The organism is Streptomyces sp. NPDC020489 (genome assembly GCF_044386545.1).
Lineage (GTDB): Bacteria > Actinomycetota > Actinomycetes > Streptomycetales > Streptomycetaceae > Streptomyces.
Map to the genome: position 1 here is coordinate 102,480 of NZ_JBIRUZ010000008.1, position 15,225 is coordinate 117,704.

30 protein-coding genes are annotated in these 15,225 nt (G+C 69.9%); 24 read left to right on the forward strand and 6 right to left on the reverse strand.

Annotation, left to right across the window (positions count from 1 at the left end; genetic code table 11):
• The first annotated feature begins 173 nt into the window (after window positions 1-173).
• Together ACH41F_RS22640 and ACH41F_RS22645 are read left to right on the forward strand one after the other, a co-directional pair.
• Window positions 174-863 carry a hypothetical protein gene (locus tag ACH41F_RS22640; RefSeq protein ID WP_398837150.1) on the forward strand — a complete coding sequence of 230 codons (690 nt, stop codon included), beginning with the start codon at window positions 174-176 and terminating at the stop codon, window positions 861-863.
• On the forward strand, window positions 863-1,216 hold the full coding sequence (locus ACH41F_RS22645; RefSeq protein WP_398837152.1) for a hypothetical protein: 354 nt from the start codon (window positions 863-865) through the stop codon (window positions 1,214-1,216). Before ACH41F_RS22640 ends, ACH41F_RS22645 begins: the two co-directional genes overlap by 1 nt.
• A gap of 61 nt (window positions 1,217-1,277) precedes the next feature.
• Here the strand turns inward: ACH41F_RS22645 and ACH41F_RS22650 are convergent, their stop codons facing one another.
• Window positions 1,278-1,490 (reverse strand): hypothetical protein, encoded by a 213-nt coding sequence (locus tag ACH41F_RS22650; RefSeq protein ID WP_398837153.1) that lies wholly within the window; start codon window positions 1,488-1,490, stop codon window positions 1,278-1,280.
• Window positions 1,491-1,643: 153 nt separating this feature from the next.
• On the opposite strand from ACH41F_RS22650, the gene ACH41F_RS22655 reads away from it, so the two are divergent.
• Complete coding sequence (locus tag ACH41F_RS22655) at window positions 1,644-1,865, forward strand: sigma factor-like helix-turn-helix DNA-binding protein (RefSeq protein WP_398837155.1); 222 nt, start codon at window positions 1,644-1,646, stop codon at window positions 1,863-1,865.
• Here the strand turns inward: ACH41F_RS22655 and ACH41F_RS22660 are convergent.
• Window positions 1,862-2,143: a hypothetical protein gene (locus ACH41F_RS22660; protein WP_398837157.1), complete on the reverse strand. Its 282-nt coding sequence runs from the start codon at window positions 2,141-2,143 to the stop codon at window positions 1,862-1,864. The genes ACH41F_RS22655 and ACH41F_RS22660 overlap by 4 nt on opposite strands.
• A 126-nt stretch (window positions 2,144-2,269) precedes the next feature.
• Here ACH41F_RS22660 and ACH41F_RS22665 point away from each other — a divergent pair, with 126 nt between their 5' ends.
• A complete protein-coding gene (locus ACH41F_RS22665; RefSeq protein ID WP_398837158.1) occupies window positions 2,270-2,425 on the forward strand; it encodes a hypothetical protein in 156 nt (51 codons plus the stop codon).
• 98 nt (window positions 2,426-2,523) lie between these two features.
• Here the strand turns inward: ACH41F_RS22665 and ACH41F_RS22670 are convergent, their stop codons facing one another.
• Complete coding sequence (locus ACH41F_RS22670) at window positions 2,524-2,739, reverse strand: DUF6221 family protein (protein ID WP_398837159.1); 216 nt, start codon at window positions 2,737-2,739, stop codon at window positions 2,524-2,526.
• Window positions 2,740-3,076: 337 nt separating this feature from the next.
• Here ACH41F_RS22670 and ACH41F_RS22675 point away from each other — a divergent pair, with 337 nt between their 5' ends.
• Entirely contained in the window at window positions 3,077-3,277 is a 201-nt protein-coding gene (locus ACH41F_RS22675; RefSeq protein ID WP_398837160.1) for a hypothetical protein, read from the forward strand.
• Between the two features lie 66 nt (window positions 3,278-3,343).
• On the opposite strand, the gene ACH41F_RS22680 is transcribed toward ACH41F_RS22675, so the two are convergent.
• Entirely contained in the window at window positions 3,344-3,616 is a 273-nt protein-coding gene (locus ACH41F_RS22680) for a hypothetical protein (RefSeq protein WP_398837161.1), read from the reverse strand.
• Window positions 3,617-3,771: 155 nt separating this feature from the next.
• Between ACH41F_RS22680 and ACH41F_RS22685 the strand changes: the two genes are divergently transcribed.
• The 11 genes from ACH41F_RS22685 (at window position 3,772) to ACH41F_RS22735 (ending at window position 9,552) form a co-directional block, all read left to right on the forward strand.
• Window positions 3,772-4,077 carry a hypothetical protein gene (locus tag ACH41F_RS22685; RefSeq protein WP_398837163.1) on the forward strand — a complete coding sequence of 102 codons (306 nt, stop codon included), beginning with the start codon at window positions 3,772-3,774 and terminating at the stop codon, window positions 4,075-4,077.
• Entirely contained in the window at window positions 4,074-4,325 is a 252-nt protein-coding gene (locus tag ACH41F_RS22690) for a hypothetical protein (protein ID WP_398837165.1), read from the forward strand. The genes ACH41F_RS22685 and ACH41F_RS22690 overlap by 4 nt, the downstream gene beginning before the upstream one ends.
• Window positions 4,322-4,474: a hypothetical protein gene (locus ACH41F_RS22695; RefSeq protein ID WP_398837166.1), complete on the forward strand. Its 153-nt coding sequence runs from the start codon at window positions 4,322-4,324 to the stop codon at window positions 4,472-4,474. Before ACH41F_RS22690 ends, ACH41F_RS22695 begins: the two co-directional genes overlap by 4 nt.
• Before the next feature lie 88 nt (window positions 4,475-4,562).
• Entirely contained in the window at window positions 4,563-6,125 is a 1,563-nt protein-coding gene (locus ACH41F_RS22700; protein ID WP_398837168.1) for a hypothetical protein, read from the forward strand.
• Window positions 6,125-6,841: a nuclease-related domain-containing protein gene (locus tag ACH41F_RS22705; protein ID WP_398837170.1), complete on the forward strand. Its 717-nt coding sequence runs from the start codon at window positions 6,125-6,127 to the stop codon at window positions 6,839-6,841. The genes ACH41F_RS22700 and ACH41F_RS22705 overlap by 1 nt, the downstream gene beginning before the upstream one ends.
• Window positions 6,838-6,993 (forward strand): hypothetical protein, encoded by a 156-nt coding sequence (locus tag ACH41F_RS22710; protein ID WP_398837172.1) that lies wholly within the window; start codon window positions 6,838-6,840, stop codon window positions 6,991-6,993. The genes ACH41F_RS22705 and ACH41F_RS22710 overlap by 4 nt, the downstream gene beginning before the upstream one ends.
• A complete protein-coding gene (locus tag ACH41F_RS22715) occupies window positions 6,990-7,889 on the forward strand; it encodes a hypothetical protein (protein WP_398837173.1) in 900 nt (299 codons plus the stop codon). The genes ACH41F_RS22710 and ACH41F_RS22715 overlap by 4 nt, the downstream gene beginning before the upstream one ends.
• A 3-nt stretch (window positions 7,890-7,892) precedes the next feature.
• The gene (locus ACH41F_RS22720) at window positions 7,893-8,288 is read left to right on the forward strand and encodes a hypothetical protein (protein WP_398837174.1); all 396 of its coding nucleotides are present in this window, start codon (window positions 7,893-7,895) and stop codon (window positions 8,286-8,288) included.
• Window positions 8,285-8,968 (forward strand): hypothetical protein, encoded by a 684-nt coding sequence (locus ACH41F_RS22725; RefSeq protein WP_398837175.1) that lies wholly within the window; start codon window positions 8,285-8,287, stop codon window positions 8,966-8,968. The genes ACH41F_RS22720 and ACH41F_RS22725 overlap by 4 nt, the downstream gene beginning before the upstream one ends.
• Window positions 8,969-9,066: 98 nt before the next feature.
• The gene (locus tag ACH41F_RS22730; RefSeq protein ID WP_398837177.1) at window positions 9,067-9,315 is read left to right on the forward strand and encodes a hypothetical protein; all 249 of its coding nucleotides are present in this window, start codon (window positions 9,067-9,069) and stop codon (window positions 9,313-9,315) included.
• A gap of 90 nt (window positions 9,316-9,405) precedes the next feature.
• A complete protein-coding gene (locus ACH41F_RS22735; RefSeq protein ID WP_398837179.1) occupies window positions 9,406-9,552 on the forward strand; it encodes a hypothetical protein in 147 nt (48 codons plus the stop codon).
• Window positions 9,553-9,761: 209 nt separating this feature from the next.
• Here ACH41F_RS22735 and ACH41F_RS22740 read toward each other — a convergent pair whose 3' ends face one another.
• Both ACH41F_RS22740 and ACH41F_RS22745 read right to left on the reverse strand, forming a co-directional pair.
• Complete coding sequence (locus tag ACH41F_RS22740) at window positions 9,762-10,253, reverse strand: hypothetical protein (protein ID WP_398837180.1); 492 nt, start codon at window positions 10,251-10,253, stop codon at window positions 9,762-9,764.
• 329 nt (window positions 10,254-10,582) lie between these two features.
• Window positions 10,583-11,158 carry a hypothetical protein gene (locus ACH41F_RS22745; protein ID WP_398837181.1) on the reverse strand — a complete coding sequence of 192 codons (576 nt, stop codon included), beginning with the start codon at window positions 11,156-11,158 and terminating at the stop codon, window positions 10,583-10,585.
• 441 nt (window positions 11,159-11,599) lie between these two features.
• On the opposite strand from ACH41F_RS22745, the gene ACH41F_RS22750 reads away from it, so the two are divergent.
• From ACH41F_RS22750 to ACH41F_RS22785, 8 genes are all read left to right on the forward strand, one after another.
• Window positions 11,600-12,322, forward strand: coding sequence for a DNA-methyltransferase (locus ACH41F_RS22750; RefSeq protein WP_398837183.1), 723 nt, complete (start codon window positions 11,600-11,602; stop codon window positions 12,320-12,322).
• A gap of 89 nt (window positions 12,323-12,411) precedes the next feature.
• Window positions 12,412-13,392, forward strand: a complete 981-nt coding sequence (locus tag ACH41F_RS22755; RefSeq protein ID WP_398837185.1) for a hypothetical protein — start codon at window positions 12,412-12,414, stop codon at window positions 13,390-13,392.
• 150 nt (window positions 13,393-13,542) lie between these two features.
• A complete protein-coding gene (locus ACH41F_RS22760; RefSeq protein WP_398837186.1) occupies window positions 13,543-13,788 on the forward strand; it encodes a MerR family DNA-binding transcriptional regulator in 246 nt (81 codons plus the stop codon).
• Window positions 13,789-13,820: 32 nt separating this feature from the next.
• The gene (locus tag ACH41F_RS22765; protein WP_398837188.1) at window positions 13,821-14,150 is read left to right on the forward strand and encodes a hypothetical protein; all 330 of its coding nucleotides are present in this window, start codon (window positions 13,821-13,823) and stop codon (window positions 14,148-14,150) included.
• The gene (locus ACH41F_RS22770) at window positions 14,150-14,326 is read left to right on the forward strand and encodes a hypothetical protein (RefSeq protein WP_398837189.1); all 177 of its coding nucleotides are present in this window, start codon (window positions 14,150-14,152) and stop codon (window positions 14,324-14,326) included. The genes ACH41F_RS22765 and ACH41F_RS22770 overlap by 1 nt, the downstream gene beginning before the upstream one ends.
• The gene (locus ACH41F_RS22775; protein ID WP_398837191.1) at window positions 14,319-14,561 is read left to right on the forward strand and encodes a hypothetical protein; all 243 of its coding nucleotides are present in this window, start codon (window positions 14,319-14,321) and stop codon (window positions 14,559-14,561) included. The genes ACH41F_RS22770 and ACH41F_RS22775 overlap by 8 nt, the downstream gene beginning before the upstream one ends.
• 15 nt (window positions 14,562-14,576) lie before the next feature.
• Window positions 14,577-14,915, forward strand: a complete 339-nt coding sequence (locus tag ACH41F_RS22780) for a hypothetical protein (protein ID WP_398837193.1) — start codon at window positions 14,577-14,579, stop codon at window positions 14,913-14,915.
• The gene (locus tag ACH41F_RS22785) at window positions 14,912-15,223 is read left to right on the forward strand and encodes a hypothetical protein (protein ID WP_398837194.1); all 312 of its coding nucleotides are present in this window, start codon (window positions 14,912-14,914) and stop codon (window positions 15,221-15,223) included. The genes ACH41F_RS22780 and ACH41F_RS22785 overlap by 4 nt, the downstream gene beginning before the upstream one ends.
• The last annotated feature ends 2 nt before the right edge of the window (window positions 15,224-15,225 follow it).

The window sequence follows — 15,225 nt, forward strand, 5'->3', positions numbered from 1 at the left end:
AAGCAGAGCGTGCCGTCGGAGCGTACCGCCGAGCCCTCACGGACCGGTACTACGAGGTGCCCCGGTACCCGCTCGAGCTGCCCGCCGGCGCCAGGTGACTTCCGCCGGGCCGCACCTGTGCGGCCCGGTACCCCTGCCCCACCCCGCACCATCCGCACAGCAAGGAGCACCTGGTGACCACACCGACCCCCTGCGCTGCCGCCACGTGCAGCCGCACCTTGCGCGACACCGAGACCGCCACCGCGCAGGCGGTGTGCACCCCCTGCGTCGACGTCATCGGCGTCTGGCTCCGCGAGCTCCCGCTACAGATCACCGTGCTCGAGGGCTCTCGCCAGCGTGAGACCACCGGCGCGTCCGCCGGCGGCCGCACCGCGCACCGCACCGCACCGTTGCCCGGCCGCGCCGACGTGCTCAACCTCCTCGGCCCAGCCGCCTGGACCGACGTCCAGGACGAGCACGGCGACCAACACGGCCCGCTCCCCATCGCAGGCGTCCTAATCCCCTGGGTCCGTCTCATCACCGAGGAGCGCCGCTGGAACCCACCGCCATCTCTCGCGCCTGAGGACCTGGCACTGTGGCTCGCCCAGCCCCGGCCCCTCACCTGGGCTGCCCGCCGCCCCTGGGCAGGCGACATGCGCGACGAGCTCCACCAGCTGATGCGCACCGTCCGCAGCACGACCAGCCTGCGCCCCCGCCGCCGGGCAGTCCCGCAGCCCTGCCCGCGCTGCGACAGCCTCACCCTCGTCGCCACCGACCACCAGCTCTACACCGAGTGCGGCACGTGCGGGTCCATGTACACCCGCGAGGAGCTGGCCCTGGCCGCACGCATCACCGCCGCCACCCTCGACGCCGGAGCCCTCTGATGACGACTACGCTCTCCCTCACCCTCGGGGCCGCATACCTGCTGTACGCCGCACTCGCCCTCACGGCCGGTCGGCGCCCTGGCGCCCCGGCCGTGCTGCGCCTGCCGTACGACGCGTGGAGCCTGATCGCACACGCCCGGCGCCGCCCAACTAGCCAGCGCCCACGTCCCGACTACGAGCGGATCGCCGCTCTCGAGCGCGAGCTCGGCCTGATCGAAGAGCACCCACTCCGATCTCGCCGAGGCCTGTGCCTGGTGAAGAACTGCACCGGCGACACCGAGGAAGTCCGCACCTGGAACGGCCACCTCGTCATGCGCATCCACCACTGCAACACCCCGCGAGGCCGCCCGTGAACGCCAGCGTCCAACTTGCCGATGGCGAGTTGCACCGGCCTCGGCTGACCTCGCTGGTCCGTCAGTGCGTCCACACCTCTGGGCCGCCCCCGCGCCACTCGATCAGCTCCGACCGGACGACATCCATCTCATCGAAGCTCTGCAGGCCCGCGTCCTGCATGAAGGCGACGATGTCCTGCACCGAGTAGGCCCTGCCTAGGATCGTCCCGTCGACACGCACACGCCGACCGCCCTCTTCGTCGGGTGGGTACACGATCACAGGCGGCATAGGCATGGGACCAGGATCGTCCCGGCCCGGGGCCGGCGCATCCGGGCAGCCCAGCCCAGGACCGATCCACTCGGGGTCCAGTACGTCGCAGAAATGCGGGCCCATTGCGGCACCCGGTCGACGCCCTCCAGCCTTAACTCCCCACCGCAGGAGGTTGCCGTGCCCAAGGACCACTCAGAGGAGAGGCCTCTCAGCACCCGGGAGGAATGGATGCTGGTGCAGCGCGGGGAAGGCTGGACCTACGGACAGATCGGCGCTGACCATGGCGTGAGCGCAGGCCGGGTGGGGCAGATCATGCGCGGAGTGCGCGAGAAGCTCGGTGTCAGCACGGACGAGGAAGCGATCGCGGAAGCACGCCGACGCCTGACCGACGCCGACTAGTGCGCCTCGACCCCTGCATGCCGGACGGCCTTCTTCACGTCCGCCTCGACCTGATAGCGCGCCGTTCCCTGCTCCTTGGCGTGCTCGGTCACCGCGGCCTGCACGGCTGCCGCCTGCTTGCGCCACTCCTTCCAGGCCTGCTCGTACGTCAGGGTCTGCTCGTCGGTCCACTCGGTGGTGGTTGGCCGGCCGTACTGGTCGCGCAACTGGACGACGTGGGCGTGCGCCTTGTCGGCAGTCCGCTGCATGTCCACGAGTTCTTCGAAGGTGTGTGCCACGCGCAGGGATCTTAAGGCGGCCGACACCGGGACCATGCGCCGACCCGCTCCGCCTCGCGACCTGAGGCGTTGTCAGACCCACCTGTCATCCTTCACGCCAAGCACACACGGAAGGAGGTGAATGACATGTCGAAGAACCAGAAGGCGGCCGTCGTGATGGTCGCAGCAGTGGCCGGCCAGGTATGGCTGGGCAAGGTCGCCAAACAGCAGGCCGCGACGTTGGGTCTGCCTGCCTTGGCCCTGAGCCTGGTTGGTCTGGCCGCGGCCTACGTCCTGGCGTAGCGGGACACACCGAGGCCCCGCCCTCCCCGCGCGTATCGGGGAGGCCGGGGCCTTTCGCGCATCACGAGTATGGGCGCCTTCTCTGACAGTCAGGCCGCCTAGGGTCGCCACTCCTCGCGGTAGCCGGGGCGGTCCGCGTACGGCAGGGCGAGCAGCTTTGCGGCCTCGTATGCGGCGCAATCGGGGTGGTGCTCCAGCGGCGTCGTCCAGTTGGTGTCCGGGTTCATGGGCTCGTTGCCTGGGGCGTCGCAGTTGCTGGTGCAGAACGGGCCGCCGCGTGCGACCAGCTGCGGTGTCCGCGAGCCCCTGCTCACTGTCGTCAGTCTCGACCCCGGCGCCCGAACGGCCGAAGGTGACGCTCCAGCCGTAGTCGCCGATACCGCTCTGAACTCAGGGGCCAAGCGACGCAGCCCGCGCGATCCGCTCGTCCTCGTCGAGCTGCTCGGCGAACCACCGCACCAGCTCATCCATCCGAGTCCGTCGTCCCCGAGTAGGCGCGGCCCAGAATGGCACCGTCGATGCGCACACGCCGACCGCCTTCCTCTTCGGGCGGGTACACGATCACGGGCTGGCCGCTCGCCATGAGTACAGCGTGCATCGGGTTGACGCGGAGTTCCCGCCGGGCTGCTCCGTCTGCCACCCTTGCCGGTCATGAGTCTCCGTCCGTACCCCAGCCAGGCCCGCGCACTGCGACAGGTCATGCGCCGCCACCGCAATGACGTCCCCGGCCAACTGCTCCGCGCCGGACAAACCGGTGGGCGGACGGCAGGCGAACGGCTGCGGGCCGGGTTCGCCGCGCTTCCCAGCGCCGGGGACTACGTCATTTCCACCCGCCGCGCGCCCCAGAACTAGCCTTCTGGCGCCGCACAACACGATGCCCCTGCCGACCTCCCGACGGCAGGGGCATCGCGGCGTTTCCTAGCGGTCGTCCGGCTCAGCTTCAGCATGCTGAGCCTCGAGGTCCGTCCGCCGCCCCGGGCGGGTGACCCGCTGCCTGAAGTAGGGGGCAGCCAGCCGGTAGTCCACGGCATTCGAGCTGCCGACCTTCACGACCGGAGGGAACGCCGGGTCCTCGCGCGAGATTCTCGACAGCCGCTGATGAGAGATCGTCTCGACGATCCCGTCAGCCACGAGTCTGCGCGCTAGCTCGCGAAACGACACCATGTCCGGCCCTCCTTCGGCCTCGGCCATGGGCACCATCCTGTCTGACCTTGTTGCCACGTGGCAACAAGGACGCTACTTTGAATCCGGCACAACGGAAAACCCCTCGCCCCATGCGGAGTTGCACCTCCGCAGGTCCGGGGCGAGGGGGGACCCGTCCCAGCGATCAAAGGAGCAGGTCCGCCATGGACCTTACCCAGCACACCCCGACCGACGAAGCCCTACGCCGCCTGATCGAGCAGCCCTCCTACGGCGCGCAGGTCCTGATCGTCACCGCTCGCATGCTCGAGATGGACCCCGCGGAGCCCATGAGCACGCGGGCCGGCGGCATGGCGATGACGATCGCGATCGACACCGTCCTCAAGCCGCTGCCGCAGGTCGTGCGCGACGACAGCATCGCCCGCGCCACCCGCTCCCTGCCGGACCTGACCGGCATCACCCGCGGTGAGGCCGCTCTTCGCCTGCGCAAGGCTGCCGAGGCTCTCGGATGACCGGGCGCGGAGCCGCGCAACGAAACCGGCTGGTGCGGCAGATGCTCAGCGAGATGGCCGACCGCCTTGAGGCCCGGCGCCCCGGCGCGCCTCTCACCAGCGTCGGCCGGCTCGCACTGATCCAGGCCACGACCATGGACCCCGCCCTGTCCTCGGCCCTGCGGGGCCGGTGTCCGGAGGTCGCCACCCCGGTCGTCCGCCGCGCGTACGCCGCCCGTCTCCGCGAGATCGCGGAGGGCACGGCGTGAGCGAGCAGCAGCCTGAGCAGGACCTCACCCCTCAGGCGAACCGCATCCTCGCCGAGCCCGCCACCGTCGGCGCCTGCCGCGCCGACTACGAGGCCGGCGCCGACGTCCGGCAGGCCCTCGCCGCGCAGGAGGCGAGAGGGCGCGCTTGACCTCGGCGCCGCCAGCCCACACGAGACACCCGGCCCCCGCGACTTCCCCCCGGCGGGGGCCGGGCCCCTCCCCCTTATGGAGCCCCACGTGTTCCTGGACCAGCCCTACGCATGGATGGCCAGCCACTGGCCCGCCATCGCGGCCGCGGCCGTCCTCCTCACACTCCTCACCGGCCTCGCCGCCTACATCGGCCACCGCACCAGCAGCACCGTCCTCGCCGCGGGGATCGGCGCCATCGTCTGCACCGGCTTCTCCGCGGACACCAGCTGGCGGTTCGCCGACCACGAACTCCACATGACCACTGGCGAGCGGGCCTGGCTGTTCGCGGCCGGCGAGGTCGTCCTCGTCGTCTGTGCCGTCATGGCCCGCGCCAACAAGCTCGCCACCGCCACCGAGGACCAGGCCGGGACCCCGGGCGTGCCGGGCGTGATGGTCTGGTGCATCGCCGGCGTCCAGGTCATCCCCGCGTTCACCGAGTCCGGTCTCGTCGGCGGTCTGGTCCGCGCGGTCTTCGGACCGGTCATGGCCGCCCTGCTCTGGCACCTCGCCATGGGCCTCGAGATCCGCGTCACCCGACCTGAGGCCCTGTCCACGGGCCTGCCCGCGCAGATCGGCCACGAGCTCCGCGAGCGCCTCCTCTCCCACCTGGGCCTGTCCACCCGCAACCGCACCGCCGAGGAGATCACCCGCGACCGCGCCCACGCCCGCGCCGTACGCCTCGCCGCCCGCCGCTACCTGGGCCCGTGGGGCAAGGCCCGGCTCGCCGCCGCAGTCACCCGCTCCCGCGCCACCGTCGACGGCACCCGCCGCCACGGCCTGCTCCAGGACCTCGCCGGCCGCCGCACCGCCGAGCAGCTGCGCACCATGGACGTCCCCTCCCCGTGGATCATCGCCCCGGCCACCGTGCCGCACCCGGCAACCCCGCTCGGTGTGACCGGCGCCGAGCTGCGCCGGATGCATCCCATGGACGCGATCACCGCCGTGCGGCACGCCCATCCGGATGCGACCGTGCCCGAGCTGGCCGCGCTGTGCACCGAATACGGGGTGCCGGTCACCGAGGGACAGGTGCGCATCGCCCTGCACCCGAAGGCTGCGCAGCCGGATGCGCACCCGCAGCCCCCGGTACTGGCCGTGCAGCCGCACCCGGCGCCCGCACTCACCGCACCCGACCCGGCCCCGCAGCCGGACCCTGACCCGGATGACGGCAGCTTCGATCGCGCAGCCGCATCCGCACTCGCCGTCGCGCAGCCCACCGCAGCCCCCGTGCAGTCGGATGCGTCTGCGCCCGAGGCGCCGGTCGAGGCCCTCGTGCTGGACCTCGCACCGATGCTGCCGCTGCAGCCGGGAGGATGCGTAGCCGACCCGGCTGCAGCCCAGCCCGAGCAGGTCAGACCGGCTGCAGCCCGCCCTCGCCGCAAGCGGGGTGCGCGGCCTGTGCAGGAGCTGCGCACCCCGGACGCGGATGCGCAACTCCTCGAGGAGGCCCGGGCCCTGAACGTCACCTCCCTCAGCGAGACACGGAAGAAGGCCTCGCTGCGGCTGCTGCAGTCGGAGCTGGGCATCGGACAGCGCCGTGCCCAGCGCATCCAAGCGCAACTGCCCGACTCACTCGCGGCTGCGGCTGCGCAGCCCGTGAAGCGGGAGGCGTGATGTCGACGTTGCTCTCGATGCTTGTCACCGCGGCCGCCGTGTGGCTGTTCCTCACCCCGCTCAAGAGGCGCAGCCTCACGGACCTCATCCGCAGCCGCATCCGGCACGGCGGCGCGGGCGCATCCGCAGCCGCCCGCGCCCGCCAGCTGCGCACCCCGGCCGTCCGCATCGCCGAGCTGCTCGGCGTCCGCACAGAGGCCGGCGCACTCGCCGACCGGTCCAAGATCGGAGCCGTAGGGGAGCGGCGCACCGCCAGGCGGCTGTTCTGGCTCCGGTGGCGCGGCTGGACACTCCTCCACGACCGGGCCCTTCCCCGCGGCCGCGCGAACCTCGACCACCTGGCGATCAGCCCACACGGCACCGTCCTGGTCCTGGACACCAAGCGATGGTCGGCCCGCTACCCGATCACCGTCCAGGCCGACCGCCTGTTCCACGGCTCCCGCGACGTCACCAGCCGCCTGGACGGCCTGCGCCATGAGGCCAAGACAGTCGCCGAGGTCCTCGGTGTCCCCGTCGTGCCCGTGGTCCTCATGGACGGGCCCGCCCTGCACGGCCAGGACCTGAGGGTCGACGGCATGCGGATCATCCCGGCCGCCGACGCCGCCCGCCTGCTGCCCGCCATCGCCCGCGCGCACCGCAGTCGCATCCCCCACGCCCGCATCGCAGCCGACGCCGCCCGCCTCTTCCCGCCCTACCTGAACGGACCCGCCCGATGATGCTGTACACCGTCCTGGCCAGCGGCCCTCTTGTGGCCATCGCCGCGTACCGGCTGCACGCCACGACGCCCCCGCACCCCAACCACCCCATCCTCACGGCCTACGCCGCAGCCGTGGCCCTGGCCGCCATCTGCTTCTGGGACCAGTGGTGAACGGGCAGGGCGCAGACGAGCTGCGCATCGCCAGCCTGCTGCGCACCCGCGGTATCGGTCCGGACGCCACACCGCAGCCGCAGCCGGATGCATCCACCGTCGTCAAGGCCGCAGCCGCAGCCGCCACTGCGCACACCGCATCCGCGCAGCCGCAGCCGACCGCAGCCGACGAGGACTGGTGGGATGCGCTCTACCCCGACCAGAGCACACCGGCTGATACGCAGCCGGATACGGATCCGGCCGGGGAAGGCGCTGGTGCCCGTGCCCCGCGGATGCGCATCCCGCCCTGGTGGAGCGGCGACCACATCGACACCAGTCCACCTGCAACCGACGCGGAAGACGAGGACCGGGAGTCGGACGAGGACCAGGACGACGAGCCCGACGACCTGGACGACGGCGAGGACGGCGAGGACCTCGAGGAGGACGCGCAGCCGCGCACTCCGGATGCGGCTGCGCCCAACCGCCCGGCACCCAAGCCCCGCAGCCGCCCCGGAGCCAAGCGCAGCCGCCTTACCCCCGGCAAGCGCAAGCAGCCCGCGCCGCGCGCGCTCGTCGACACCCCGGCTACGCCACGCCTCTCCCTGCTCGACGCAGCCGCAGCCACACCCCCGCGCATCCGCTGGCTGATCCTCCACGCCAGCGCAGCCGCAGCCGGGTACGCGCTCGGCTGGGTCGACTGGTCCACCCGCACCTCGGCCTGGATCGACGAGCACGGCTGGCTCAATCCGTCCGCGATCTTCTGGTGCCTGCTCGCCGTCGGCTGCGAAGCCCTACGGCACCGGGCCCGTCACACCCGGCTGCCCATCCGCTGGGCGGCCGCCGTACCCATCGCATCCATCGTCGCGGGAGCCGCCCTGTACGGCGTCGCCTGGCAGACCCTTGACCTGGGAGTTTGAGTCGTGTTCGGAGACCTCGGCACGGTCGGCGTGGCCGCCGCCCTCACCTGCCTGATGATCTGGGGCATCCCCGGCGAGGGCAAGCTCAAGCCACTCGGCTGGTGGACCACGGTCCTCGTTGCCATGCTCGCCGGCAGCGCCTACAAGGCGGCCGGCGGACCCTTCGCGATCGTCCCGGACATCATCGGCACCGGCATCGCCTTCGTGCAGAGCTTCCTCAAGGGCATCACCATGCCCGCCATCGCCCTGTGCGTCCTGATCTTCATGCTCTTCAAGAAGCTGACCACTCGCCAGGTCGGCTACGTGGCCCTCGTCTTCTTCTACGCCGCCTCAGGCGCCGGCGGTAACTGGTCCTACATCAGCGACGCCATCGAGAACGCCCGGGCAGGCCTCCAGTGACCTTCATCCCCGTACGCAGGAAGCACGCCCCGCAGCCGCAGGACACCGAGGAGGAGCACCTCCTCGAGGACCAGGCCGACGACGAGCGGGACACCTCCGAGGACCAGGACACGCCCGCCGGCTTCCTCGGCGCGCTGGCCGCGGGCGTGCGCGGCTGGCTGGCCTGGTGCAGCAGCCGGATCGGCGTCCGCGGCACCTACGGCCTGCACGTCCTCGCTCTGTGGTCCGCCTGGCACTACAGCGCCTGGGTCACCTGGGCGGTCACACTCACCGGGGCCTGTGCGGTCGTCACGTTCGTCCCGCGCGAGGCCATCGACCGCCTCGTGACACGCATCGAACGGCCCCGCGCCAAGACCACCGTCGACACCCCCGAGCAGGCCACCGCCGGGCAGCCCGCCGACCGGCTGCCGCACCTCGTGTACCGGCTGATCGCAGACGCCCCCGGAGTGCACCGCAAGACCCTCACCGAGGTCCTCGCCCAGGCCGCCCAGAAGGAAGGCATCGAGGCCCCCACCGAGGCGCAAGTCGAGGCGGCCCTCAGCGCCCTCGGTATCCCCCTGCGCCCCTCCGTCCGAGACGCCCGCGGAAAGGTCAACCGGGGAGTGCACCGAGACGACCTCGAGGCCTGGGCCAAGACCTCTTCCCCGTCCCCTTCCCACGCCCCCGCCACCGGCCCGTAGCAACCAGCGTAGGAAGCCCCTGACCAGCTACGTAGCACCCGCTGCTACGGCCGTAGCAACCCGTAGTAGCAGCCCTCCCGCCCCGCTTGGAGCCCCCGATGCCGTACCGCTACCGCTGCCGCCAGTGCCGCGCCGAGTCGCCCGACGAGCACCCGTCCCGCGCCGACGCCGAGGCCGACCAGGAGGCGCACCGCGACGACGAGCACGGGGGCCTCGCCCCCCTCGCCGGGGACAGCGTCGACCGCGTCCATGCCGAGGCCCGCGGCCATCGCCTGCTGCCCCGCCACACCGGGCTCGCGGCGCTCGTGATGCTCGCGCTGGTCCTGGCCAGCTGCTGGGGCCGGTAGCCCACAAACCCCAGGACGGGCCGCTCCATCCGCCAAGAGAGCGCGGCCCGCCCCGGTTCCACCCATCCCGAAGAGACAGGCGACGCCATCATGGCACTCGGATTCCAGCGGCCCATCGAGCCCGACGACGAGCGGCTGCAAGGCCACGAAACCACCTACCAGGCCTCACGCGGCGGGCACTTCCCCGCCGAGGACAAGCCCACCCCGGGCACACCGCAGGACCAGCAGAAGAGCTGAGAGAGGATCCACCGACCGCATCTCCGTCAGCGTCCTGCTCACCGTCGGCGACCAGGCCAAGGTCGTCGCCACCGACGTCCCGCCCGCCGGACGCGCCGAACCCGCGCTACCCGGCGGTCGAGATCACCGAGGCGCTTGGTGTGTCGCTCGTTGATCTGCCGGGGCGCCACCTGACCTGACGCGCGGCCCTCGGTCAATCGACCGAGGGCTTACGCGTCCGTCTGAGGCTGCGTATCAACCTCTCCGTCTCGGCTGCGCTTGAAGCTTGCATAGCTGAGCCTAAGGGAGGCCCACGTAACGTCTAGTAGCAGCCACGTCTGCCTCGTCAGGAACGCATAGACGGCGCCGAAGCCGGGGAGGGTGATCCACGCGAAACTGCCTGCGACGAGGTACAGGCACAGACGTGCATCGTCCTCCTGCGGCCCCGCATCCGGCGTCGCCAGCCAGTCCAATGACACGTACTCCACGGTAGCCAGACCCACCGCCAGGAAGGCGTACGCCAGGACGTAGACATACAGCAGCAGGTTCTTGCCCAACTGCCACGTGACCCTCACGAAGCTGCGCCAAAATGCCGCATGCTCCGCCTCACCGAACGCTCGCCCCTCCTGCGCGACTGCCTTCATGGGAGCGACCTGCTGCTCCAGCCTGTCGTGCGCTTCCCTGAGCCGTGGTCGCGCATTGTTCACCTCCACCACGGCCACCAGAAGGACTACAGGCGCCACGGCTGCCACCGTGGCTGCGAACCCCTCACTCATTCTCATCGTGGCAGTGTGCCGTCCAGGTCCGTGACATGTACCTACTTCTGGCAGGTCGCAGGTCTCACCAGCCGGACCGTCTCCCGAGACTTGAACGCCCTGGAGACCCTCGGCCTGATCACCCGCACTAAGACAGGCGTGCAGCCAGCCATCGAGCAGCTCCGCAGCTTCATCCCGCTGCGCGCCCGCCGCACCGAGCAGCGAGCAGCAAGCAGCCAGGTAAAGACGTCAGCATCCGGGCCCCGCCGCGCAATCCCCCGTCGCGGCCGGGCATCTCACGTTTGCGGATCTTCGGAAGCTTCGGCAAGAGTGCCGTGATGGTCGAGCCCCCAGCGGATCCCGTTGTCGTCCGAGAACTTCAGGGAGGGCCGGCTGTTGTGGGCGACGTGCGGTTGCCACGATTGCGACCTGAAGCGCACGGCCCGTTCGGGCCCCAGTGAGTACAGGGGATGTGTCCAAGTCTCACCGATCCTGGACTGCAGGAAGTCCACGCCGACTTCTCGGACCTCGTGCGTCTCGGTGGGCAAGTACGCATCGCCGAACCGCACATGGAGATCACGGATAGGCGCATCGCTCCCGTTCACCACCAGCACCAACCAGTACGAGCCACCACCACCGTCACTGATCCGACGAGACTGCATCGAGACCTGCCGGGCTTGGTGCCACTTCCTGTCCTCTGCCAGAGCGCGCAACTCGGCACGTTCGAGGGCGAGGGTCGCCGACTGCTCGCCGATGAACGCGCGCTGTTCGTCGATCTGGTCTCGCTGGCTCTTGAGCGTCAACAGCGTCGCCCCGGCCGCCACCGCCGCGAAAGACGATCCGACCCACGTAGCGAGATCTCCTGCGTCCACGTGGCCGCCTCAGCCGTAATACCGGTCGGTGTACTGGGGTCCGCCAGGTTCGTCCTCACAGCCCTGATCCCGATCCGGACTCCCGCCGTGGCTGATGACGAAGCGATACCCCTGCGGCAATGTGCAGCCCTTCTCTGTCCACGTGTTCGCGACGACCGTCCACACGAGCAGGAGCAAGAGGACAGCAACGATCTTCTGAGTGCGGCTGGGACGCCAGCCTGGAGCCGCAGTGGTGTCTGACATGGGCGTGATTGTGAGGGCTGAGCAGTACGTGACGTACACCGAGTGATGATTCCGTGACGAAATTGAGCGTCGACCCTATTCGCTAGAACAAACGATCGAGTGACATTTGATCACCGGTCCAATCCAGGACCGGGAACGCCCGCAGCTCACGACTCGCTCGCCACTCGGCGCACGCAACCCGGCGAAAGGCACCCTCCCATGTCCGAATGGACGCTCCACACCGGTGACGCGCTCACCGTCCTGGGCAACCTCGACACCCCCGTCGACGCCGTCATCTGTGACCCGCCCTACAACAGTGGCGGCCGCACCAACAACGCGCGCCGCTCACAGACTGCACGCGACAAGTACGTCAGCGGCGACGCCCAGCACCAGCTGCCCGACTTCGACGGCGACACCAGAGACCAACGCGGCTACACATACTGGCTCACCCTCGTCCTCGCCGAGACCTACCGCCTCGCCCAACCTGGCGCCTCGAGCCTGGTGTTTACCGACTGGGCCCAACTCCCGGCCACCTCTGACGCCCTGCAGTCGGCCGGCTGGATCTGGCGCGGCATCATCCCCTGGCACAAGCCGATCTCCCGGCCCGTCCGCGACGGCTTCCGCCGCGAATGCGAGTACGTCCTCTGGGGCACCCGCGGCGAGCCCTACCGTCACGCCCCCACCGTCTACTTGCCCGGCTTCATGTCCAGCAGCCAGCCCCGCGGCGCCGCACGGCAGCACATCACCCAGAAGCCCCTCACCGTCATGCGTCAGCTCGTTCAGATCGCCCCGCCCGACGGCCTGGTCCTCGACCCCTTCACCGGCTCCGGCACCACCGGCGAGGCCGCACTCCTCGAGGGCCGCAGCTTCCTGGGCATCGAGCAGTCGCCCAGCTACGCCGACATCGCCCGCGCCCGACTCACCGACACCAACGCAGCCTGAGAACTGGCCCGCGAGAAGACGTCGTATATCGGGTGCAACCGGATCCGGGACCGACCAGACTCTTGGGTACCCGCAGCCCAGGAGTCCCCGTGACCACAGCACTCAAGCCGCTCACCGTGCAGCGCCTCGCGTACGTTCGGTTCCTCTACCAGGAGGGGATCGAGCAGAGTCGCCAGCCAGCACCTCTGAGCGCCCGCTCGATCACCTCGTTCCACGACGCCGTGGAAAACTTCATCGGCCTGACAGCCGAGCAGCTCAGCGTCGAACTGAGGAAGGGCATCGAGTTCCTCGGCTACTGGGAAGCACTCAAGCCGCAGATTGAACTGCCTGGCAAGACGGCGATGAAGCGCCTCAACGACGTGCGCGTCGCACTGAAGCACCACGGGACGTTCCCCTCCGACCACCAGATCGAGCAGGCCCGCGAGGCTCTGGTGGACTTCTTCAGCACCGTCACCCCGAAGGTGTTCGGTGTCGACTTCGACTCCGTTGACATGATCGACCTGGTGGCACAGCCAAAGGTCGCTCAGCTTCTCCGAGACGCGCAGACCCATGCCGACGTCGGCGACTACTCCATGGCGTGCGCAGGTCTCTCGCTCGCCTTCGAAGCGCTGCTCGCCCACTACGTCGGAGACACATACCGGGGTCACGGACCCTTCTCGTTCGGGCCCAACCTGTACTGGTCCGACAAGCCCACGATCGGACACGGCCAAGAGCCCCGAAACGGACGACTCGACAAACTGAGCCAGATCACAGATGCCGTACAGAAGGCACTTCGCGCCCTCAGCCTCGGTATCGACTACCAGGCGATGTCGAGGTTCGAGCTCACTGTCCCGCGCGTCAATGGGTACCTGAACGGCAGCCACCGCTACACCGAGACCGAGTCAGCGAGCGCGCTGACCACTGAGGACTACGCCTGGGCAAGGCACTTCGTCATTGAATCCGCGCTGCGCGCAGCCGGCGCTGACGAGGCCGCGCACCGTGGGCACCTCCGTGACGAAGCACGTTGGCAAGACGGTGCCCCGCTCCCGGAGCGGACCTGGACCGGTCCGGTAGAGGCATCCGGCGAGTAGCCGCTGATCTCCGTGACGCCACAAAGATCGAACCGCTGGACACGCTGACGATCAGCACTGCATAATCCGATGCCATCAGCACACCTGTGCCCACACGCCACACAGACCCCCGCCGAGCGCGGGGGTTTTTGCATGTCAGGGGGTGATCACATGCCCCTCCCCGCCGCCCAGCACGGCCGTGAGGACGCCGACGGCAACCTCTGGTTCACCGTCAAGGAAGCCGCCGCCTTCACCGGCCGCGCCGTCCAGACCATCTACAGCTGGGAAAACCGCGGCCACCTCACCCACCCCCGCCACGACGAGCAAGGCCGCCGCATCTACAGCCAGCAGCAGATCGCCATCGCTGAACGACGCGCCCGCCGCAACGCCGCTACCGTCCGACGCCTCGCAAGCTGACGCCCTGACCCACCACCGCCGAGGAGGCCGCGATGCCACGTGTCGCCGTACCCGTCACCCAAATCACCCGCGCCGGCGTCGCCCCCGGCACCGAAACCAACGGCGACGCCACGAACCACCACGTAATCCCGAACAACGGGCGCATGTTCCTCGAGGTCCGCAACAGCGGCTCTACCGTGGCCCGCACGATCACCTTCCGCTTCCCCGGCGTCGTCGACGGCCAGTCCGTCACCCCCCGCGCCGTCAGCATTCCCACCTCCAGCACCCGCCGCTTCGGCCCGTTCCCCACCGGCGACTACGGCAACCAGCTCCAGGTCGACGTCGACAACGCCGAGCTCAAGCTCACCGCATACGGCCTCTGATGGCCGCACTCGCCAAGACCACCGTCGAGTGCCCCGCCTGCCACGAACCCGTCGAGCTGTCCCTGCGCCTCGACAAAGACGCGAACGCAGGCCCCGGCGAGCTGGTCCTGGCTGTCGACCGCAGCGTCGTGGACAACCACCTCACCCGCGCTCACCCACAGGACACCGATGGCTGAGCAGAAGATCGGCCAGCTGATCGACAGTCTCGGCGTCGAGGCCGACCTCGAGGAAGGCGATCTCGTAGCCGACGCCTTCGTGATTCTGAAGGTCGTCAAGGCAGACGGCACCGTCAGTCTCGCCAACGCCCGTTCCAAGGGCCTCGACTGGATCACCCGTCTCGGCATGGTCACCGCCGCACAGTCCATCGAGAACAGCGGCTTCACCGATACCCCATCCACCGACGACGACTGAGAGCAGGCAACCCGCATGCCCCGCATCCAGATCCTCCAACTCCCCGAAGGCACCAAAGACGAACGCGCTCCGTTCATCCTCGTCATCGACCAGGCCCCGCGCGACGAACCGCTCTTCACCTCGTTCTGCGAGAACCTCGAGCTGAGCGGCAGCCTCGCTGAACGCACCGGCGCCCGAGCTGTCCTCTGCTTCGAGGACACGATCGAGATCCCCGCCAACGACACCTCCGCCTACGCCGCCCCCACCATGGTCATCCGTGTCGAGGGCGACGCCGACTCCAGCAGCGCAGACCTCGCAGACCAAATCCGCCGCGGCATCGAGGACGCCCGCGCCCAGTACGGACGGACCGCGTGAGCGGCGGCAGCTTCGACTGGCTCTACGAGGTCCAGGACCTCGAGGACGTTCAGTCGAAACAGTTCCAGCTGGAGGCCATGGCCGAACGCCTCGCTGGCCTCGGCTACGCCCAGGACGCCGCACGCGAGACCGAGGAACTCCTCGTCCTCTTCCGCCAGTGGCAGACCCGAGTAGCCGTCCGCGTGTCTCGCCTCGCCGACCTGTGGCAGGCCGTCGAGTACTGGGACTCAGCCGACCGCACCGAGGAGGCCGTCCACGCTGCCCTCGCCAAGTACCGCGCCGACACCGACGCCATCCCACCGCCGTAAGC